Annotated in this window: 18 protein-coding genes, 1 tRNA gene and 2 pseudogenes; 16 read left to right on the top strand and 5 right to left on the bottom strand. The window is 42.3% G+C overall.

Annotated elements, in window-relative coordinates:
• Nucleotides 1-100: 100 nt before the first annotated feature.
• The 4 genes and pseudogenes from IJE10_05080 to IJE10_05065 form a co-directional block, all read right to left on the bottom strand.
• Nucleotides 101-856: an alpha/beta hydrolase gene (locus IJE10_05080; GenBank protein ID MBQ2967473.1), complete on the bottom strand. Its 756-nt coding sequence runs from the start codon at nt 854-856 to the stop codon at nt 101-103.
• Nucleotides 856-1,041: a hypothetical protein gene (locus tag IJE10_05075; protein ID MBQ2967472.1), complete on the bottom strand. Its 186-nt coding sequence runs from the start codon at nt 1,039-1,041 to the stop codon at nt 856-858. Before IJE10_05075 ends, IJE10_05080 begins: the two co-directional genes overlap by 1 nt.
• Nucleotides 989-2,876: pseudogene (locus IJE10_05070) on the bottom strand (FAD-dependent oxidoreductase). The gene IJE10_05075 and the pseudogene IJE10_05070 overlap by 53 nt, the downstream one beginning before the upstream one ends.
• Before the next feature lie 63 nt (nt 2,877-2,939).
• Nucleotides 2,940-3,890: pseudogene (locus IJE10_05065) on the bottom strand (hypothetical protein).
• Nucleotides 3,891-3,953: 63 nt separating this feature from the next.
• Between IJE10_05065 and IJE10_05060 the strand changes: the two are divergent.
• The 14 genes from IJE10_05060 to IJE10_04995 all read left to right on the top strand — a co-directional run bounded on the left by IJE10_05060 (nt 3,954) and on the right by IJE10_04995 (nt 18,829).
• The gene (locus IJE10_05060; protein MBQ2967471.1) at nt 3,954-4,799 is read left to right on the top strand and encodes a LysR family transcriptional regulator; all 846 of its coding nucleotides are present in this window, start codon (nt 3,954-3,956) and stop codon (nt 4,797-4,799) included.
• Nucleotides 4,800-4,888: 89 nt separating this feature from the next.
• On the top strand, nt 4,889-6,049 hold the full coding sequence (locus tag IJE10_05055; GenBank protein ID MBQ2967470.1) for an AI-2E family transporter: 1,161 nt from the start codon (nt 4,889-4,891) through the stop codon (nt 6,047-6,049).
• Nucleotides 6,050-6,183: 134 nt separating this feature from the next.
• Nucleotides 6,184-7,833: a glutamate--tRNA ligase gene (gene gltX, locus IJE10_05050; protein MBQ2967469.1), complete on the top strand. Its 1,650-nt coding sequence runs from the start codon at nt 6,184-6,186 to the stop codon at nt 7,831-7,833.
• Between the two features lie 3 nt (nt 7,834-7,836).
• The gene (locus IJE10_05045; GenBank protein MBQ2967468.1) at nt 7,837-9,477 is read left to right on the top strand and encodes a glutamine--tRNA ligase/YqeY domain fusion protein; all 1,641 of its coding nucleotides are present in this window, start codon (nt 7,837-7,839) and stop codon (nt 9,475-9,477) included.
• 16 nt (nt 9,478-9,493) lie between these two features.
• Nucleotides 9,494-11,419 (top strand): methionine--tRNA ligase, encoded by a 1,926-nt coding sequence (gene metG / locus IJE10_05040; GenBank protein ID MBQ2967467.1) that lies wholly within the window; start codon nt 9,494-9,496, stop codon nt 11,417-11,419.
• Complete coding sequence (locus tag IJE10_05035) at nt 11,413-12,186, top strand: TatD family hydrolase (protein ID MBQ2967466.1); 774 nt, start codon at nt 11,413-11,415, stop codon at nt 12,184-12,186. The genes metG and IJE10_05035 overlap by 7 nt, the downstream gene beginning before the upstream one ends.
• 4 nt (nt 12,187-12,190) lie before the next feature.
• Nucleotides 12,191-12,730 carry a chromate transporter gene (locus IJE10_05030; protein ID MBQ2967465.1) on the top strand — a complete coding sequence of 180 codons (540 nt, stop codon included), beginning with the start codon at nt 12,191-12,193 and terminating at the stop codon, nt 12,728-12,730.
• Nucleotides 12,727-13,281: a chromate transporter gene (locus tag IJE10_05025; GenBank protein MBQ2967464.1), complete on the top strand. Its 555-nt coding sequence runs from the start codon at nt 12,727-12,729 to the stop codon at nt 13,279-13,281. The genes IJE10_05030 and IJE10_05025 overlap by 4 nt, the downstream gene beginning before the upstream one ends.
• A gap of 606 nt (nt 13,282-13,887) precedes the next feature.
• Nucleotides 13,888-15,099: a hypothetical protein gene (locus IJE10_05020; protein ID MBQ2967463.1), complete on the top strand. Its 1,212-nt coding sequence runs from the start codon at nt 13,888-13,890 to the stop codon at nt 15,097-15,099.
• Nucleotides 15,100-15,198: 99 nt separating this feature from the next.
• Nucleotides 15,199-15,603: a hypothetical protein gene (locus IJE10_05015; GenBank protein MBQ2967462.1), complete on the top strand. Its 405-nt coding sequence runs from the start codon at nt 15,199-15,201 to the stop codon at nt 15,601-15,603.
• A 46-nt stretch (nt 15,604-15,649) separates the two neighbouring features.
• Nucleotides 15,650-16,057, top strand: coding sequence for a hypothetical protein (locus tag IJE10_05010; GenBank protein ID MBQ2967461.1), 408 nt, complete (start codon nt 15,650-15,652; stop codon nt 16,055-16,057).
• A 305-nt stretch (nt 16,058-16,362) separates the two neighbouring features.
• Nucleotides 16,363-16,839 carry a DUF4829 domain-containing protein gene (locus IJE10_05005; GenBank protein MBQ2967460.1) on the top strand — a complete coding sequence of 159 codons (477 nt, stop codon included), beginning with the start codon at nt 16,363-16,365 and terminating at the stop codon, nt 16,837-16,839.
• A gap of 134 nt (nt 16,840-16,973) precedes the next feature.
• Nucleotides 16,974-17,582 (top strand): hypothetical protein, encoded by a 609-nt coding sequence (locus tag IJE10_05000; GenBank protein MBQ2967459.1) that lies wholly within the window; start codon nt 16,974-16,976, stop codon nt 17,580-17,582.
• A gap of 275 nt (nt 17,583-17,857) precedes the next feature.
• The gene (locus IJE10_04995; GenBank protein ID MBQ2967458.1) at nt 17,858-18,829 is read left to right on the top strand and encodes a DUF5050 domain-containing protein; all 972 of its coding nucleotides are present in this window, start codon (nt 17,858-17,860) and stop codon (nt 18,827-18,829) included.
• Between the two features lie 203 nt (nt 18,830-19,032).
• Here the strand turns inward: IJE10_04995 and IJE10_04990 are convergent, their stop codons facing one another.
• A complete protein-coding gene (locus tag IJE10_04990) occupies nt 19,033-19,209 on the bottom strand; it encodes a hypothetical protein (GenBank protein MBQ2967457.1) in 177 nt (58 codons plus the stop codon).
• Nucleotides 19,210-19,394: 185 nt separating this feature from the next.
• Here IJE10_04990 and IJE10_04985 point away from each other — a divergent pair, with 185 nt between their 5' ends.
• Together IJE10_04985 and IJE10_04980 are read left to right on the top strand one after the other, a co-directional pair.
• The gene (locus IJE10_04985; GenBank protein MBQ2967456.1) at nt 19,395-20,180 is read left to right on the top strand and encodes a sugar phosphate isomerase/epimerase; all 786 of its coding nucleotides are present in this window, start codon (nt 19,395-19,397) and stop codon (nt 20,178-20,180) included.
• A gap of 87 nt (nt 20,181-20,267) precedes the next feature.
• Nucleotides 20,268-20,343 (top strand) — tRNA-Ala (locus IJE10_04980).
• Nucleotides 20,344-20,597: the final 254 nt, after the last annotated feature.

The raw sequence follows: 20,597 nt of genomic DNA, 5'->3' as shown, positions 1-20,597 counted from the left end.
TCATAGCAAAAACGCATTTATCAAAAGAAAACGCGCAAAATTTTGCGTGTTTTCTTCATTTTGTGTCTTTCTCGTGCGTTTGCACAAACTTTGTTCGCCTTTATACTCGCGTTTTTGCGATCCGGACTTTTTTTACATTCCTTTTTTTAAAGAAATCGTATAAAAGATCTGCATAGAGGTATCTGCCGTCCTCTTCCTGCTTGTTGACGTATCCGCAATGTCGGCTATGCATCAGCTTTAATTCATAACCCAATTTGTAATGCTCTAAGGTTTTGCAAAGCATCTGCGTTTGCTCTAAACGGCAATGCATATCGTTGTCTGCTACAAAAATCAGCATGGGCGGACACTTTTCCTTCAAGCCCACAAAATAAGCAGGCGCGGCTTCATCAATAATCAGGCGCTGTGTGTCAAGTCCTCTTTCGCGCAACACATTGAAGTGGGTGGTGGGCTGACCTGCATCATGCACATATCCTGCAACAGAATCGGGCTTTACACCCGCCTGCAGTAAATATCTGTCGTCAAAGCAAAGCATCATGGATATATAACCGCCTGCCGAGCTTCCGCCTACAAACAAACGTTTGTTCGGGTATCGCTTTTGCAGGAAAGCGACTGCCTGTGCCGCATCCTCCAAAAAGTCGGGGAATTTTGCATCGGGGTACATTCTGTAATTGGCAGTTGCCAGAATCACACCCTTTTCCACCAGGTCACCGTGAAAACGAATGTCTCTTTTGTCGCCGTTTTCCAATCCGCCGCCGTGGAAATACAAAAACACGTCATTTGTTTCCTGCTCGGGACTGTAAATATCTAAAAGACAAGCGTCGTATGTGCTGTATTTTAAGTCCTTGGCTATTTGCATTATTGTGCTCCTTTCTTGTCCAGACGGTAATTACGGATATAGAGAAGTAAATCCGCACCAACCATCACAAAGTTTAAAACGTAGAAGAACAGCACATACCATTTGGAGGCAAACTGTGCCATGTAGCTCTCGTTAATCAGCTTGGACGCAATGCCTGCAATGTAGCCAAACAGAATCAGGCACAAAAATGCCAGACTCTTTCCTTTGGTGGTGCGTGCCTTGTAAGACTTCATCACATTCATAGGCCAGGAAGCGCCAAAGCTTACAATCATAATAATTTCTAAGAATTCTGCCATGTTTTTTAATTCCTTTCTTAATATAAACTTGTTTTTGCCATTTGTATTAACTCATCTAAATGCTCGGTGTACACCTCACGGGGCAGACAGTTGTATTTTTTGCAGATAACTGCCGCCATTGCTACAACCTCGCCCATCATACCGGTGGTCATCTGCACACGGGTTGCACCTAACGCGTCATGGGTCACCGAAATATCTCTGCCTGCCATAAACAGGTTGGGGATATTTCTGGAATACAGCGTTCTGTAAGGAAGCCAGTAGGGCTTGCTGTACGGCACCTGAATACAGTAGGTGATAAACGGATGCTCTAATTTATCCATGTCTTTTGCAGGGTCTGCATAATGCAGGTCAACCGTCCAGGTGCAGGGAACCAGTCCATCCTCAAATTGGGTTTCTTTGTAAATGTCTGTGGTGTGCAGAATCACATCCCCCATCAGTCTTCTGGATTCTCTTTTGCCTGTGATGTAGGTCGCACTTTTCAGTTCATAATTTGCCATGCGCTTATCCACATTTTTAAAGGTGTTCCATGCGCTGAACATGCCCAGAAGATTGTTGTCGCGTACCCGCTCTGCATCAATGGCGTTGTCCATGAACATGCCCGATTCCCAGTACCATTTACCAATGCTGTTTAAAACCTCTGCATCGGTTTTGGCGGTTCTTCCGGGGAAATTGACGTCTGTTAAATCAAAGCCCCACTCGATTTCGGGGAAGGCTACTTCGTAGCCTGCATCCTTTGCACCCCACATATTGGAAGCGCCCATAATGCCTTCCGATTTACTTTCGTAATCTGCACCTGCAATGTAGCCGATGGTGCCGTCACCCGTGCAGTCGGCAAATAAATCGCCCGAAACCTTAATGGTTCCGCCAAGCACCGTGTCGGTGGCATAAACCGCTTCAATGGATTTATCTGCCCGAACATCCACCTCATCTGCATGGTAATTTAAGAAAGAGGTAACATTCGGCTCGTTTTTCACAAAATTGTTTTTGTTGGAGGACTTAAATTCATTTACAAGATTGCCGATAAAGGGGTACGGCTGAAAATTGCCTTCTCCCGAGATGGATACACGAACTTCAGAACTGCTGTTGCCGCCGATTACGGGTCTGTCCTGAATGAGGGCAACCTTTAACCCCTGCCGTGCCGCACCTACCGAAAGGCAGGCACCTGCAACACCGCCGCCAATAACAACTAAGTCAAAATGCCCTTTGTCAACAATCTGGTCGTTCCGTAAGGCATCTCTGAATGCTGCAAGCTCGTAGCCACCATCAATGGGCTTATAATTTAAGTCAGTGGTAAACAGTATGGCATCACATCTGCCGTTAAAGCCGGTTAAATCCTTAAGCTCCAGCAGATTGAAACCGCGTTTTAATGTAACGGTGCCGCCATCCTGCCAGTACCAGTCCTCGCCCTCGAGGCCGAAAACGGTGTTTTTTGTTTTGCTGTTTAAGGAAATCTGGAACTGTCCGGGTGCACCCTCTGTACCGAAAAATTCAGTCCAGTTCTTGGTGCGCACCCACATGCGGTAATCTCCACCGTTTTCCGCGTTGAAAACGGTGGTCGCATTTTGTACGGGCGTGCCTAAGCCATGTGCCATAAGATAGGTTGAGCCCATTAAATCCATAGACTGTTGGTCGCGTACCCAACCGCCAAGATTCTCAAAAGATTCTGCCTCCACAAGAATGGTGTTTGCAGGGATTTGTGGAATATAATCAAACACCTTATGCATATCGCAGATGATGTTTGCCTGATGTGCTGTATCAATTTCGTCCTCGGTAATTAAAATCAGACCGTTATCGTAATGTACATGCATACCAAACCCTTCGGCAATGGCACGGACGGGAACGAGTGTTCTGCCGTTTTCGATAAAGGGCGCCGCATCAATTTTGGAAGTGCTTCCGTCGATTGTAACCGCAGGCACACCGATGGTAAGATTGACTGTTTTCCCATTCCGCACAACCGTTACGGTTTCGGTTGCGTCATCATAAGAAACAGTGCCGCCCAAGCCCTCGCCGATAATGCGAAGCGGTAAAAAGGTTCTGCCGTTTATAACGGTAGGTGCCACATCCGAAATCTGCTCTCTGCCGTTTATGTAAAGACGAGAATTGTGAATTTTCATCATCACCGACAAAGACAGCATGCGTTCCCATGCCTGCTTGTTGCTTTTTTCCACAGACTCGGTCTGCGAATCGGAATACACAACCTTAATGGCATCCGCGGTGCAGTCTTTTGCGTATTCGGAGGATATTTTTACATAACTGTCTGTTTCGGGAGTGAAGTAGTATTTTCCCAAGTAATGCCAGATGTTGGTACCCTGATTCTGCTGTAAGCTGTTGCCCACAACCACACCGCCATCCTGGGAAATTTCCACCGGGACATTTCTTGCAGGAGACCAGGGATATCTTATATACACATCGTAATTGCCCTGCATGGGCACTTTAAAGCTCCATTTTGCAGTAGAAGCAGTGTTATTCGCTGCCATATAATTGCTGTTCAGGCATGCCTTGTTGCCGCCCTTTCTCCAGGAGCCGGTGGTGGAAAAACCGTCGTCCACATCGTCTACAATGATGTCTGCGATTTCAGCAGAAATCATGCATGGAACAACTAAGTTCAGCACGAGCACAAGAATTAAAACCAAACTTCCGAATTTACGCATAATATCCCATCCTTTCAAAATAAGTATAGCATAATCCGGTTGGTTTGTAAATATAGTATACCATATTTTAACTGCATTGTAAAACATGAAATTAAATAGTCTTGCTATATGATAAAAAGTATGCTATACTATGCGTATGAGGTGATTTAAATGGAGCTTTTGCAGTTAAAATATTTTTGTGATGCGGCGCAAACCGAGAGTTTTTCTGCCACCGCAAGAAAATACAGTGTGCCCGCATCCAATATTTCCCAGAGCGTACACCGTCTGGAAAAAGGGCTTGGGGTATCCCTTTTTACGCGCACTGCCAACCGTATCCGCTTAAGCGACGACGGGGAAATTTTCTTGCGCGGTGTAAAAACGGCGCTGCTTTCTTTGGAAAATGCCAAAAAAGCAGTACAAAGCCGGGGCGAAATCCGCGGAGAAATACGGATTTGCATTTTAACCAATCGTCGTATTGTAACCAAGGTCATTGGTGAATTTAAGAAGCAATATCCGGATGTGACTTTTAAGATTAAGCATTTTAAAGCGCACGAGGCAGACAGCTTTGATGTTATTATCGGGGACGGTCAGGTGTATCCGGCAGGTTTTTCTGCCACAAAGCTGATTGAAGAAAAGCTTATGCTTGCGGTGCATAAGGATTATATCGGACAAGCGCAAAGCTTGCCTTCTCTGCGCTTTATAACCATGCAAAAAACGGCAAGTCAGTATTTTTACACAACAGAAACCTGTAAAAAGCTTGGATTTGTGCCCAATATTGCCATTGAAACGGATGACCCGTCTTATGTGCGTGCCTACATCGAAATGGGACTTGGCGCGGCAATCGTGCCTGTCTTTTCCTGGGAAGGCCTTTTTTCCGAGCAGATTTACTTTAAAGATATTGGCGATTTCTCCCGTACTACCTTTTTGTATGTGAACCAGAACCGCTACGCAACCCCTGCAATTCAGCTTTTTCACAGAGCGATTGTCAAAGCGTGTAAAAATACACAAAATGGGTAATTATTACATTTAGATTAAGTTTGTTTTACTTGTTTGACTTGGGGATAAATGTGTGATACTATTATATTTAAAGAAAGGAGGCAGGCTTTATGAGTGGCTGGAAAGAAAATAAATACATTAAAATTTCCCTTTGTGCGTTTGGTGTGATTGCGGCATCTTTGGTGCTGGTGGTGTTTGTTTTGCACTTAGACGATGTTTTAAACTGGCTCGGCTTTCTCATGGGTGTGCTTTCACCGTTCATCTGGGGTTTTTGCTTTGCGTATGTGCTGAATTATCCCTACAAGCTTTTGCAAAAAGGGCTTTCCCGAAAGACTAAAAAAGGAAAACATCTGCCCCAAAAAGCAGTGAAAGTCATTTCGATGATTTTAACCTATGTGATTTTCTTTGCGGTGGCTTCGTTGTTCTTCTATCTGGTTATTCCGCAGGTGGCAAATGCGATTTCTGAGTTCATCAAACTGCTTCCGGGGTATATTGAAACAGCCTCCGACAGTGCACAACGGCTTGCCTATAAATACCTGAGACGGTACGAGCTGTCTTATCAGGATGTGTTTGATACCGTTACAGAGCTTGGTAAGCAGCTGGCGGCAGAATTCAATTTAAATGATATGCTCGGCAAAACGGTTGCAGTGATTTTAAATGCCTCTACAGGTCTTAAAAATGCATTGCTGGGTCTTGTGGTTTCCATCTATTTTCTATGGGACAAAGAACGGTTTGCCTATAGCTTCAAGCGCGTAGCATATGCGCTGATGCCTGAAAAGTATGCAGACAAGACCATTGATGTAATGCGTTTTACAGACAAAACCTTTGGCGGATTTTTGATTGCAAAAATTGTAGACTCCACCATTATTGGTATTTTAAACTATATTTTCATGGCGATTATGAACATGGAATATGCAATTTTAATTTCGGTGATTGTGGGTGTGACCAACATCATCCCGTTCTTTGGTCCGTTTATCGGTGCCATTCCGTCGGCATTGCTGTTGCTTTTGGTACATCCCTGGCACGCGTTGCTGTTTGTGATTTTCATCATTATCCTGCAACAGTTTGACGGAAACTTCTTAGGCCCGAAGCTCATGGGCGATACCATGGGTATCCGCGCGGTATTTGTTGTGTTCGCGGTTATCGTGTTCGGCGGATTGTTCGGCATTGTGGGTATGTTTATCGGTGTGCCGATGTTTGTAGTGCTCTACACCCTGTTCTCCGAATTCATTTCCGCAAGGCTGAAGAAAAGAGAGATTAAGGTAAAATGAAAAAAGTGTGGGAAAACCCACACTTTTTTTGTACTTTTTCTTGAAATTTATTTTGAATTGTGATATACTAAGATGTCTAAGTTTATGCTTTGCATATTTAATAAGAAATTTCAGATATAAAAAGGAGAAAAAACATGAATTACACCGATTTGGCACAGCTGTTGTTTCCGCATATCACCAAAACAACGGCAGACTATTTTAAAGCTTATCCCAAGCGGAATTTACCCGAGGGTGCAAAGGTAACCCGTTTTGCTCCGTCGCCCACAGGCTTTTTGCATATTGGCGGTCTGTATGCGGCACTCATTTCCGAGCGGATGGCGCACCAGAGCGGCGGCGTGTTTATCCTCCGTATTGAAGATACCGACAAAAAGCGCGAAGTGGAAGACGGCGTAAGCGGTATTATCGACGGCTTGAATTACTTTGGCGTAACGCCTGACGAGGGATTTGTGGCAAAGGATACTCAGAAAGGGAATTACGGCACATACCTCCAGTCCGAGCGCGGTGAAATCTATCAGACATTTGCAAAAGACCTGGTCGAAAAGGGCTTGGCATACCCGTGCTTCTGCACCGAAGAAGAAATTTCCGCCATTCGTGCTGAGCAGGAAGAAAAAAAGGATTTGCCCGGCTATCACGGCACATACGCAAAATGCCGTAATCTGACTTTTGAGCAAATCAAAGAAAAGATTGATGCAGGCATTCCGTATGTACTCCGCTTAAAATCCCCGGGTAGCCCCGATAAGAAAATTTCTTACAAGGATTTAATCCGCGGAAACATTGAAATTGCAGAAAATATAGTGGATGTGGTTATCTTAAAAACCGACGGCATCCCCACCTACCACTTTGCACACGCGGTGGACGACACATTAATGGGTACCACACATGTTATCCGCGGTGACGAATGGATTTCGTCGGTGCCGATTCACTTACAGCTTTTCTATTGCATGGGCTTAAAAGCACCCAAATACGCACATATCGCGCCCATCATGAAGGAAGAGGACGGGGGAAAAAGAAAGCTTTCCAAGCGCAAAGACCCCGAAGCTTCTGTTTCGTTCTACGGCGAGCAGGGTTATCCCAAAGAGGGTGTTATGGAATACCTGATGAACCTTGCAAACTCCAATTTTGAAGATTTCAGAAAACAAAATCCCAAAGCCGACTGGAGAGAATTCCAGCTTAACTTAAATAAAATGAGCAATTCGGGTTGCTTGTTTGACTTGGTGAAATTAAACGACATCTGCAAAAATGTCATTTCCCGTTGGACTGCAGAGCAGGTAACCGAAGCGGCTTTAGAATGGGCAAAGGAACAGGATCAAGAGCTGTTTGAACTGATGAACAGGGACAAGGCATACACCACAAAGCTGTTTGCCTTTGACCGCAATCCCGAAAAGCCCAGAAAAGACATCGGCAAATGGAGTGAAGTGAAAGACACTTTCTCTTACATGTTTGATGAACTGTTTGCGCCTGCATATGAACTGCCCGAAAATCTCCAAAAGGAGGATATGAAGGCGGTTGCGGAATATTACAAAACCTTCTTTGACGAAAATGCAGACAAGCAAGTCTGGTTTGACGGCTTGAAGGATGTGGCAGAGCAGTTCGGCTTTGCAAGAGAAGTAAAAGAATACAAACAAAATCCCGAGGGCTTTAAAGGTCATGTGGGCGATATCAGCTCGGTGATTCGTGTTGCGGTAACCGGCAGAATGAAGAGCCCCGACCTGCACGGCATCTTAACGGCACTCGGCAAGGATAAAGTAATCGAAAGACTTGACAGATTTGTAAAGGAGATTTAAACCATGGAAGAAATGACAAACTTTATTATAGAAGCCATTGACAAGGATTTAGAGGACGGGGTGTATAACCGTGTACAAACCCGTTTTCCGCCCGAGCCAAACGGCTATCTGCACATCGGCCACGTAAAAGCCATTAACATCGACTTTTCCATGGCTAAAAAATACGGCGGTACCTGTAACCTCCGCTTAGACGACACCAACCCCACCAAGGAAGATGTGGAATATGTAGAATCCATCAAGGAAGACATTGAATGGTTGGGCTTTAAGTGGGACAAGGTTTTGTATGCCTCCGACTATTTCCCGATTATTCATGAATGTGCGATTAAACTTATCAAAAAGGGCAAGGCATATGTTTGCGAATTAACCCCCGAACAGATGCGGGAATACAGAGGCACTTTTTCCACCCCGGGTATCGAAAGCCCCTACAGAAACAGAAGTGTGGAAGAAAATTTAGACCTCTTTACCCGCATGACCAACGGCGAATTTGAAACCGGCTCTATGGTTTTGCGTGCAAAAATTGATATGGCATCGGGTAACCTCAACATGCGTGACCCCATTATTTACCGCGTGCTCAAGGCAACCCACCACAGAACAGGGGACAAGTGGTGCGTATATCCCATGTACGATTTCGCACACCCCATTTCGGATACCGCAGAGGGCGTAACCCACTCCCTTTGCTCTTTGGAATTTGAAGATCACAGACCTCTTTATGACTGGGTATTGAAAGAATGTGAATTTGAACAGCCCTCCAGACAGATTGAGTTTGCACGTCTTAACTTAAACTACACCTTAACCAGTAAGAGAAAATGCTTACAGTTGGTAAAAGAGGGCATTGTAGACGGTTGGGATGACCCGAGAATGTCCACCATCTGCGGTTTGCGCAGAAGAGGCTACCCTGCAGAAGCACTGATTGACTTTGTAAACCGCGTAGGCGTTGCAAAGGCACACTCTGTTGTGGACTACGGTGTTTTAGAGGCTTGTGCAAGAGAATTTTTAAACGAAAAAGCTCCCCGTGCCATGGCAGTATTCAATCCCTTGAAGGTCACCATTGAAAACTATCCCGACGGTGAAAGAGAATGGTTAGAAGTGGATGTAAACCCCAACGACGAATCCATGGGCAAAAAATCCATTTCCTTCTCTAAAGAAATCTACATTGAAGCAGATGACTTTATGGAAGTTCCCGTTAAGGGCTATAAGCGCTTAACCCCCGACAACGAAGTGCGCTTAAAGGGTGCATACTTTGTACGGGTTAAAGAAATTGTAAAAGACGAAGACGGTGAAGTGCAAGAACTGATTTGCACCTATGACCCGGCATCTAAAGGCGGTAATTCCCCCGACGGCAGAAAGGTAAAGGGAACCATCCAGTGGGTGGATGCAGGCAACTGCCACACCGCAGATGTACACATGTACGACAGACTGTTCTTAACCTCCAACCCCTCGGGCGAGGACGGCGAAACCGATATTATGGAAAACTTAAATCCCAATTCCATGACCGTTTTGAAAAACTGCAAAATGGATGCGGATTTAAAGGATGCAAAGCCCGGCACAACCTATCAGTTTATGCGTAACGGTTATTTCACAGTGGATACAAAGCAACCTGTGTTTAACTTAACCGTAACCTTAAAGGATTCATTTAAAATTTGAAAAGAGGAATAAAAACATGAATGGTGAAAAATTTTATATTACCACGGCAATTGCATACACCTCCCGTAAGCCCCATGTGGGCAACACCTATGAGGTGGTTTTGACCGATGCCATTGCCCGTTACAAAAGAAGCCGCGGTTATGATGTGTATTTCTTAACCGGTACCGACGAACACGGCATCAAAATCCAGGAAATCGCAGAAGAAGCAGGCATTTCGCCCAAAACCTATGTGGACGGCGTGGCAGGGCAGATTAAAGACATCTGGAACTTAATGGGTGCAACCTATGACAAGTTCATCCGCACCACCGATGACTACCACGAAAAAACCGTACAGAAAATTTTCAAGAAATTCTATGACCAGGGCGATATTTATAAGAGTGAATACGAGGGTATGTACTGCGTGCCCTGTGAAACCTTCTTTACCGAAAGCCAGTTAAAGGATGGCAAATGCCCCGATTGTGGCAGAGACGTAGAGCTTGCTAAAGAAGAAGCATACTTCTTTAAAATGAGCAAGTACCAGGACAGATTGATGGAATACATCGAAACCCATCCCGAATTCATTCAGCCCGAATCCAGAAAGAATGAAATGGTTAATAACTTCTTAAAGCCGGGTCTGCAGGATTTGTGTGTTTCCCGTACCTCCTTTACCTGGGGCGTTCCGGTAGACTTTGATCCTAAGCATGTGGTTTATGTTTGGATTGACGCACTTTCTAACTATATCACCGCTTTAGGCTACAGCCCCGATGGCTCGGATGCGTTGTTTAACAAATACTGGCCTGCTGATGTGCATGTTATCGGTAAGGATATTTTGCGTTTCCATACTATTTACTGGCCCATTATGTTAATGGCTCTGGATTTACCGCTCCCGAAGCAGGTGTTAGGTCACCCCTGGCTGTTGTTTGCCAACGACAAAATGAGTAAGTCCAAGGGCAATGTTATCTATGCAGACGACCTTGTGGATTTGTTCGGTGTAGACGCGGTTCGTTATTACCTGCTCCACGAAATGCCCTTTGCCAATGATGGTAACATCACCTATGACATGATTATTTCCAAATATAATGCAGACCTCGCAAATGTACTGGGTAACCTGGTAAACCGTACCGTTGCCATGAACAATAAGTACTTTGACGGCGAAATTCAGTCTGGCGATGTGAAAGACGCGTTGGATGACGAGCTGATTGCCTGCATGAACGAAACCGTGCAGAAAGTACAGGAAAAAATGGATACCTATCATGTGGCAGATGCATTGGATGAAATCTGGAATCTGCTCCGCAGAAGCAACAAATATATCGACGAAACCACACCCTGGTCGCTGGCAAAAGACGAAGCACAAAAGGGAAGACTGGGTACCGTTTTGTATAACCTTTTAGAATCCATCCGCGTTGCGGCTTCGCTTTTAGCGCCCTTCATGCCCGAAACCGCTGAAAAAATCGCGCAACAGATTGGTGTTTCCGATTTGGATGTCGCAATCAAGGCAGGGGATAAAACCGGTGAGCCGGTAGCCCTGTTCCAGAGACTGGACGAAGCAAAGAAAATGGAAGAAATTCAAAGCTATTTAGCGGAAAAATATCCTGCAGAACCCGAGGAAGAACAAATCGAATATCCCGAATTCAAAGAAGAAATCGAATTTGATGAATTCTTAAAAATGGATTTGCGTGTAGCGAAAGTTCTTTCCTGCGAAGAAGTGCCGAAAGCCAATAAACTCTTAAAATTCAACCTCAAGGTGGGAAATGAAGAAAGAGTGATTGTATCGGGCATCAAAAAGTGGTATAAGCCCGAAGACCTGACAGGTAAAAACGTGCTGATTATCGCAAACCTCAAGCCCAGAAAGATTATGAGCATCGAGTCTAAGGGCATGATTTTATCCGCGGCAATCGGGGAAGAATTGTCGGTTACCACCACCTTAGACCCCGAATTCAAGAACGGGAGCGAGGTATGTTAAATAATAAGTTGTTTGATTCGCACGCACATTTGGACGACGATCAATTCAACGACGATTTTGAAGAAGTGATTGAAAAAATCACTTCTTCTTGCGTAAAATTCGTTGTGGATGTGGGTGCGAGCTTAGAAAGCTCGGAGGATGCGGTAAAAATTGCCGAAAAAGTGCCGTTTGTGTATGCGGCGGTGGGCTTGCACCCCTGCTCTGCAGAGGAGTGTACCGAAGAAGGCATGCAAAAAATCCGTGCATTGGCAACCCACGAAAAGGTGGTCGCCATCGGCGAAAGCGGTCTGGATTATTATTGGGATGATTGTCCGCGCGACGTGCAGAAAATGTCTTTTATCAAGCACATTGAACTGGCAAACGAATTGCATTTGCCCCTTATCGTGCACAATCGGGACGCCCATGGGGACACTTTAGCCATTTTAAAGGAACACCGCCCCGAAAATGCCATCATTCATTGCTTTTCGGGGAGTAGCGAAATGGCAAGAGAGCTTGTGAAAATGGGCTATTATATCTCTTTTTCCGGCTCACTTACCTTTAAAAATGCAAAAAATCTGCCAGAGGCTTTAAAAGAAGTGCCCCTGGACAGACTTTTGGTGGAAACCGATTCGCCCTATCTCTCGCCCGAGCCGTTCCGCGGTAAGCGCAACGACCCCACGCGGGTGGAATTTACTGCCCGTAAAGCGGCGGAAATTTTGGGCATCTCTTTTGATGAGCTTTGTGAAAAAACATTTGGAAACGCAAAACGCGTATATAATCTGAGGTAATAATATGAAAGAGCTTTTGTATTTATTCTGGGTGTTTTGCCGTATCGGTGCCTGCACCTTTGGCGGTGGCTATGCTATGCTCCCCATTATTCAGAGGGAACTTGTGGAAAGCCGTGGCTGGCTCACCGATGAAGAAATCACCGATTATTATGCCATCGGACAAATGACACCCGGCGTCATTGCCGTAAATGTTGCAACCTTTGTGGGTATGAAACGAAAAGGTATACCGGGTGCAATCTGTACAACATTAGGTGTCATTACACCGTCGGTTATCATTATTATTGCCATTGCCGCAGTGCTTATGAAATTTATGGATAATCCGTATGTAATCCACGCCTTTGCAGGTATCCGTGTTGCAGTTTTGGGACTCATGCTTAAAACCATCGTAACTCTAATTAAAAAGGGCGTAAAGGATTGGTTTACATTTTTAATTTTCTTTGCAACCGTGTCCACCATTTTTATGCCCGTTTCGCCTGCCATTGTTGTGTTTGCAGCGGCAATTTTAGGCATACTCTTTAAAAGATGGGTGGTGCGTGAAAAATGACATACATCACTTTGTTTTTGGAATTTTTCAAAACCGGACTTTTTGCCATCGGCGGCGGTATGGCAACCTTGCCCTTTTTGTTTGAATTAACAAAATACGGTTGGTATACCAAGGCAGAGCTTATGGATATGATTGCGGTAGCCGAATCCACACCCGGTCCCATCGGTGTAAATATGGCAACCTATGCAGGCTTTTCCGCGGGCGGTGTGTGGGGCGCAATTCTTGCCACCGTCGGACTGGTCACCCCTTCAGTTATAATTGTAATACTGGTCTATAAAATTTTGCAAAAATTCAGACAGTCCACCCTCGTGGAAAACGGCTTTTACGGACTCCGTCCTGCTGTAGCCGGGCTGATTATCGTGGCTTGCTCCGAGCTTTTCCGTCTTTCTGTTTTAAAAGCAGATATCACATGGGCGTGGGACGGCATTTTTCAGTTAAAACCGCTCCTGCTCTTTATCGTGCTGGGCGTTGCAAGCTATAAATTCAAAAAAATGCACCCCATAGTGTTTATCTTAATCGGCGCCGTAGCCGGCATCCTCTTAAAGCTTTAAAAAACGAAGAAACCAACAAAAAAGTAAGGACGTAAAAAAGCTTTGAATAATCTTTGAATAACATTTGAAAAACTTTGAAAATTTTTGAATAATTTTTTGGAGAAAACTTTGAAAAACCTTTGCAAACAGGCAAACCGCCTCCGCAAAGGTTTCTTTTTCCCCTCCCACCACCAAAAAAAAATGCTATCATGATATCATGATAGCATTTTGTAATGATTACAAAAATATAACGTTTGTTCCCCAAAAATCGCCGTTCGTTCCCGCTCGGTTGACAGCAGGAATCTAATGTGTTATAGTGTAATTGGATAATTCGGAGCATGAGAATGAACTTTGACAAGGTTCATAGTGTATTTTTGATAGAAATAATTACTATTTTATTTTTAATACTATCTACCATCTAGCAAAAAACTTAATTTTGAGAATCGAAAAAGTAAGCGGCTTGTTCTCGAATAAAAGAAACAAAAAATTATGCAGTCGCCATTTAGTGTAGACTTGCCTGCAAATACAATAAAATAGTTGAGTTTGTGGTTATTTTATCAAATGGGGATGCTGGAGCAACTCGAAATATATTTGAAGTGCGAGACTGTAGATAGAGGGGTTAATAAAATGAAAAAAATCCTTATGTTTATTTTGATGTTTATCATTGTTTCTAATTTTACATTTGCTGTTTATGCGGATGATTCGATTGAGTTTATTTCAGATAAAGACATAAAACCGAGAATGCATCGGTATTGGACAGGCAAAGAATTTGCTGTATATGCATCTGTATTTGGAGGGATAGATGTTAGTATCGGTGAATATGAATCTGACTGGTATTTTTCGCAGGATGGATTTAATTTCGAAGCATCTCATTTGCCGAAAGAAACACATACTGGTGTTCTGCGATGGTTCAATGGCTATTATGTCATGTTCACCAGGTATTCTGCTTGGTTGTCTCTTTCTCAAGTTGAGTGGTTATCTAGTAAGCAAAGTTATTATAGTGTTTTTGACGAGAAGAAAAATGAGTTAAAAAACATATCTATTCCCGGTTATTTGATGACAGATTGCGTGATAATTGATGACGAATTTCATTATTTAACACAAAGAAGCGATGGTGGAAGCAAGGAGTATACTTATTATAAAACCAAAGACTTTGAAACGATGGAAACCGTAGCGGTTATAAAAGGCAAGGCCGAAGATGCTTACGAAGTTTTTCCCGCGAGGTGTAAAAATATATTTGAAAAACCTATCAAATTTGAAACAACGGTAAGTCAACATAATCCTAATCCATATGCCAGTGATCGAACAAATGTTTATACCAGAGATGATAAGTATTCGCTTGATGGGATATATTTCCATAATCATCCTGCTATAAACATGTCAGATTCAAATACCTGGTATAACGATGGGTACTTATATACCGCAACAGTAGTAACAGGAAAAGGAGCAGGCTATTATAAAATGAAAGTGGATTGGCCGGAGTATACATATGTAGAGTTAAACGGTACATTACTTGGCTTTGAACAGCCACCGGTCACGGAAAATGATAGAACATTAGTGCCAATGCGTTTCTTGTTTGAACAAATGGGAGATACCATTACTTGGGATGAAGAGACTATGACAGCAACTGTATCTAATGGAGAAAATACGATTGTTTTTGGCATTGATAATGTAAAGGCAACCGTGAATGGTGAAGCTGAAATTATGGATGTGCCCGCTCGGTTGATTAACGACAAAACATATGTTCCTTTGCGTTTTCTCTCTGAAAATTTGGGGTACACCGTGCATTGGAATGAGGAAAAGCATCTGGCGACTGTTTTCACCGCCCCGACGAAATAATTACGTAGCCTACAGATATCCGATATTCTATCAACGGCGTTTTGATTGATAGCTTCGCTATTGCAGGCAATCAAAAAGCGTAGATTTTGGAGAGAAGATATGAAAAAAACAATTTTTTTAATATGTGGCTTGATTCTGTTGATAGCACTTGCGTTTTATAAATGTGATACTGAATTTCGCAGATTAACAGATAGCGTTAAGAATGATTTGGGAAGCAATACAATCATTGAAACGGTCTATTCGCCGGATGGTCAAATGAAAGCCATCGTTTTTCAGCATAACGGCGGTGCGACAACAAGATATTCCTATAATGTTTCTGTGCTGAAAAAGAGCGAAACATTGGAAAATAAAGACACGGGAAATATTTATATCGGGTATGCAGAAGTTTCGCTGAAATGGAAAGACAACAACAAAATAATCATAGACATCCAAAATTCCAAAGAACAAATTTTTAAGGAAAAGACAAAATATAAAGGATTGGATATAACCTATTCGTTCCGATGAGCCACGCCTTGCATAGAATGAGGTGCTGTAAAGAGAGGAGAAAACTATGAAAAAAACAGGTGTATGCCTTTTATGTTTACTTGCTATCTTCTTTATATTTGGATGCGCACATTCCGATATAGAGGAAAACCAATCTGCACATTACGACAAATATAAAGATGAGGGAGAATTCTGGGGCGAATTGCCATACTCCATAGACTTTGAAAACAAAGCCGGAGCGCAAACGGTTTCTATTGACGAAGAACTTGCGCTTAAGATAGGCAACACAGTTCTTGCATCGGTTTATGGTGAAGAAGTGTTAAAGGACACAATGTTTATTGTATCTGAAATTTCCGCTGAAAATGTTTTTATTGTATCCAGAGTACCCAAAGAAGTAGAAGCACTGGGCGATAGCTATAGTGTCGCAATCAGTAAAACGGATGGCGCGATTGTGAAAGTCTGGCCAGGAGAATAAGTGGCAGAGCAAAAGCTCTGCTTTTCTTTTTTAAACATGAACGACCGCTATGCTCAAGATTTCGTACAAAAAACAAAATGCTATCATGATAGCATTTTGTAATGATTATAAAAATGTAACGTTTGTTCCACAAAAACCGCCGTTCGTTCCCACTCAGTTGACAGCAGGAATCTAATGTGTTATAGTGTAATTGGATGAAATGATTAATATAATTGGTTATTAAAGGGAAAGCGAGAAGCATGATAAAGAATTTGGTGTTTATACCTTTGACGATAGTTGTTATAAAAGATGGGATGGTGGTTTGAGTGTTTGGGAAGAGGACTATTATTGCAATAGGTGGCTTTCTGGCTGTTGTTCTTTTAGTTTTTGTTTTCATAAAATTCTTTACTGATTATAAGAAACAAGATTTAACAGTTTATCAAACCAACCTGGTGAATTTAAGTGCTGAAGAAATGCTATACGAACATTTTAAAATGATAAATCAAAAGAATGTACCTAAAATTAAAGAGACATTACGTTCAAAAGAATGGGATTTTGAAAAAAATGAACTGGATCATTTGGAAAGTATAAAAATTATTGAGTTAAAACCGCTTGATAAAGAAACGAACGATTATTCAAAAATGTTTTCGGGCAATGCGGAGGTGATGGTTTATGATGTAATATATGTTGTTCAATATAAGAATAGCCAACCTCAAAGTGATGGTATGTATACTTGGAGATATTATTTGTCTAAAAGAACTGCAGAGGAACCGTGGTTAATTGATAGTTATGGTTTTTTCTAAAGCGGAACATAAGTCGACAGTTCGCTATACTAGAGAAGAAAGCAAGGCGGAGTGAATTACTCCGCCCTGCCGGACAGGACAAGCAACATAGACGGCACGCAAAACAATCCTCCGATTGGTTAAGAGGTGTAAATATGAAAAGATGGAGAATAATTATTATCTTAGTAACGCTTTTAATTATTTTAATTGCCGTAGCGGTTTATTTTCTAAATCCTAAATATGCGTTTACTTTGGAGGGACTGGGAGGTACCCAAGAAGCTTATAAAGTTTCTATTTATAATAATAGGTTAATGGTCATAAGCTTTGGAAGCAAACAAATGATTCCTGAAATAGGCGATGACAATATGAAAATGGAATTGTTTCGGGAACGTCAAAAAACAATGAGTTTGGATTTTACAAAAACAGCTCATTTTAAAATTTTGACTGAACAGCAATATAACAAACTTGTTTATTTTTACGATGAAGCTCAAAAGTTAAAACCAAAGTACAGTCATCATCATATCAGTCAAATATCAGAGCTGCGGGGCACGGCTTGGGATTGTGTCTTTGATGTAAATGGAGAAACGGTGAATTTTCAGTTTGAAGGGGAGCGACTGTTAGATTACACAAGCGAGGAAAAAAGCAGAGCGGAAGCTTGTGAATATTTGTTGCAGTATGTACTTGAAGTAGCTAGAGTTTCACCATGTCAAATATACATACCGGGAGACGATATGGATATTCTTAATGAAGAAATTGAAAAATAGGGCACAACCTGCTTAATCCCTAAAAACAGCTGGCAACTTGACAATAGTTCAAAAAATGCTACAAAAATAAGGCTACAGCAGGTAGCCTTATTTTTTGGCTCAAAAGAGACTACACAAACATGCACACATAAAATGCTATCATGATAGCATTTTGTAATGATTACAAAAATGTAACGTTTGTTCCTTAAAAACCGCCGTTCGTTCCCAATCGGTTGACAGCAGGAAGCTAATGTGTTATAGTAAAATTAGATAAATAATAAAAAGGCGGGCGGAAAATGATAAAGAATTTTGTATTTATACCATTGATGATAATGCTTCTGTCTGCGTGCAATCCCGCAGAAGCACCAAAGAGTGCCGGTGACTACTACATAGAAAATTCTTCATTGAATATGTATAGTGTTCCATTGGTACAAATTGGGAATACTATATATTTTCCTGATGCAGATGAAAAGGGTACACCGATATTAAAAGGATGCATTGCTGCGGAAGAATTTACGGTGTGCGAGTTGCCCGGCTCAGCATCGAATTTAAATGTTAAAGACAAAAACACCTTGCTGTTCCTTGATGATACGAATCATCAGATTTGTACGGTGGATTTGACAACCAAAGAAATCTGGCAGATATGTGACGTGGAAGAAGACTGCAGTAAAGTTTTGTTAAAAGATGGCTTTGTATATTATCTGACAAATTTGCACGATACATACGATATGTTCAGAATTGATTTGCTTAGTGGTGAGAGAATAAAAATGCCCGAAGAGGTGTGGGGAACGTATGATATATCTGACGAATATTTATGGTACTATACAGTAGAGCATGAAGGTGGCAAAATCAAAAAGCAAAATTTAAAAGATTTAAGCCAAGCGGCAGAAACGATTTATGTATTTTCTAAAACATCAGCCATGGCAACCTATTTATCGGTCATAGACGATGAGGTGTTTTTCTTGGGTGGCTCAACCTTATATGCCGTAAACAGCGACGGACAACGCCGAACAGTGGCAGAAAATGTTGTGTTTTATAACTATGCCGGCGGTTATATTTATTATGTAAATCATGCCGACTGTAATACCTTGTATCGCGTAAAAACGAATGGCTCAAATCATGAAAAGATTTTTGATAAAAACGCATCATTTATTACGGTTTTGTATGATTCATTATGTTGTATTAATCTTGAGAGTTGGTATCAAATCGATTTAGAAACGCTGGATGTGATAACGTGTGTTAATTACCGGAATTTCACATTAAATTGAAAAAGATGACATTCTCGTCGTTTGACGAAAGTAGTGCGGAGCAAACTGCTCCGCACTATTCTATAATTACGAGGGTGCAAACCGCTTAACCCCAAAATGCTACAAAAGAGAATACGCAAACATGCACACATAAAATGCTATCATGATAGCATTTTGTAATGATTACAAAAAACAGTTCCGACGCTTTAGCGTCGGAACTGTTTTTATTTTTTCATGCCCAAATCTTTTAAAATCAGGTCGGTGATGTATTCGTTGATACTGCGGTTGTGCTTGTCCGCTTTTTCTTCAAATACATGGTATTGCATTTTGCGGTACAGCTCCTGCGAAATTCTTAACGTATACACGCGCTTTTCGGCAGTCGGGGTATACTCCATCTTCATTTTCCAACACTCCTCTTTTCTCAAAAGTGATATCATGATATCATGATATCACTTTTGAGAGAGAAAGTCAAGGTGTGTGGGGAAAAGAGACAATTTTTGCGAAGAAATATAGCTGATTTGCCTTGACAAATAAAGGGAATTGGTATAATATAAAGGTAATAAAAACCAAAAAGGAGAAAAATAAAATGATTAAAAATTTAGGTTTACAGCTCTACACCGTAAGAGACTATTTTAAAGATGCAGATTTTGCGGCACTTACTTTCCGTAAAATGGCTCAGCTCGGTTATACCGAAGCACACACCGCAGGCAATTACGGTTTTACACCCGAAGAATTTGTAAAACTTGCAAATGACAATGGTGTAAAAATCATTGGTACCCATTACAACTACAATGAAATCATCAACAACCCCGAAGAAACCATCCGCGTACATAAGCTCTGGGGCACAACCAATATCGGTATCGGCGGTATGCCTGGGGAAGCGCGTGAAAGCCTCGAGGGTCTCAAAAAATTCATTGACGAATTCAACAAAGCCGCAGAAGGCTATGCAAAAGAAGGCTTCAAACTGACCTATCATAACCATCACTTTGAATTCCTGCGTATCGACGGCACCAAGACTCTTATGGACTTGTTGTATGAAAACTTAGATCCCAAAAACACCAGCTTTGTATTGGATACTTGCTGGGTACATGCAGGACTTTCCAACCTCAACGAATGGATGGAAAAACTGGCAGGCAGAATCGACATTCTGCACTTAAAAGACGTTATGCTCATTAAAGAATCGGGTCACTTGTTGCCTAAGATGACCGAAGTGGGCAACGGTTTTGTAAACTGGGACAGCGTAATCGAGCTTGCTGAAAAGATTGGCGTTAAACACTATGTAGTAGAACAGGACGCAAACTTTGCAAACGGCAATCCCTTCGACAGCATCAAGACCAGCGCAGAAACTCTTGCAAAATATATCGCAAAATAAAAATGTCAAATGCTCCCATTATGGGAGCATTTTTTATAAAAAACACTTGACAAATAGCAGAAAATGGATTATAATATTTTCTGTTATGGGGGTGTAGCTCAGCTGGGAGAGCACCTGCCTTGCAAGCAGGGGGTCAGGAGTTCGATTCTCCTCATCTCCACCAAACAAAAGACGCCAAGAGGCGTCTTTTTTTGTTTGGTGGAAGAATATGGAGAAGAGAACCGCCAAAGGCGGTTCGTCGAAGCCGCCCGCAATGCGCGACAGCAGTTCGGGACGGTGAAGTCTCGAGCAAGGAAAGTTTTCGTTATTGCCCGGGGCAATCGAAAAATGACGAAGCGCAGAGTTTCTCCTCAAACAGCAACAAGACACCCAAACGGGTGTCTGTTTTTGTATGACGAAGATATCGGAGAAGAGAAC

Source organism: Clostridia bacterium, assembly GCA_017410375.1.
GTDB lineage: Bacteria > Bacillota > Clostridia > RGIG6154 > RGIG6154 > RGIG6154.
Note: the sequence above shows the minus strand (reverse complement) of the source record. Positions and strands in the feature narration are given on the sequence as shown.

Coding starts and splice junctions, on each gene's coding strand:
- IJE10_05080 (MBQ2967473.1), bottom strand. CDS start 856: ATGCAAATAGCCAAGGACTTAAAATACAGCACATACGACGCTTGTCTT.
- IJE10_05060 (MBQ2967471.1), top strand. CDS start 3,954: ATGGAGCTTTTGCAGTTAAAATATTTTTGTGATGCGGCGCAAACCGAG.
- IJE10_05055 (MBQ2967470.1), top strand. CDS start 4,889: ATGAGTGGCTGGAAAGAAAATAAATACATTAAAATTTCCCTTTGTGCG.
- gltX (MBQ2967469.1), top strand. CDS start 6,184: ATGAATTACACCGATTTGGCACAGCTGTTGTTTCCGCATATCACCAAA.
- IJE10_05045 (MBQ2967468.1), top strand. CDS start 7,837: ATGGAAGAAATGACAAACTTTATTATAGAAGCCATTGACAAGGATTTA.
- metG (MBQ2967467.1), top strand. CDS start 9,494: ATGAATGGTGAAAAATTTTATATTACCACGGCAATTGCATACACCTCC.
- IJE10_05035 (MBQ2967466.1), top strand. CDS start 11,413: ATGTTAAATAATAAGTTGTTTGATTCGCACGCACATTTGGACGACGAT.
- IJE10_05030 (MBQ2967465.1), top strand. CDS start 12,191: ATGAAAGAGCTTTTGTATTTATTCTGGGTGTTTTGCCGTATCGGTGCC.
- IJE10_05025 (MBQ2967464.1), top strand. CDS start 12,727: ATGACATACATCACTTTGTTTTTGGAATTTTTCAAAACCGGACTTTTT.
- IJE10_05020 (MBQ2967463.1), top strand. CDS start 13,888: ATGAAAAAAATCCTTATGTTTATTTTGATGTTTATCATTGTTTCTAAT.
- IJE10_05015 (MBQ2967462.1), top strand. CDS start 15,199: ATGAAAAAAACAATTTTTTTAATATGTGGCTTGATTCTGTTGATAGCA.
- IJE10_05010 (MBQ2967461.1), top strand. CDS start 15,650: ATGAAAAAAACAGGTGTATGCCTTTTATGTTTACTTGCTATCTTCTTT.
- IJE10_05000 (MBQ2967459.1), top strand. CDS start 16,974: ATGAAAAGATGGAGAATAATTATTATCTTAGTAACGCTTTTAATTATT.
- IJE10_04995 (MBQ2967458.1), top strand. CDS start 17,858: ATGATAAAGAATTTTGTATTTATACCATTGATGATAATGCTTCTGTCT.
- IJE10_04990 (MBQ2967457.1), bottom strand. CDS start 19,209: ATGAAGATGGAGTATACCCCGACTGCCGAAAAGCGCGTGTATACGTTA.
- IJE10_04985 (MBQ2967456.1), top strand. CDS start 19,395: ATGATTAAAAATTTAGGTTTACAGCTCTACACCGTAAGAGACTATTTT.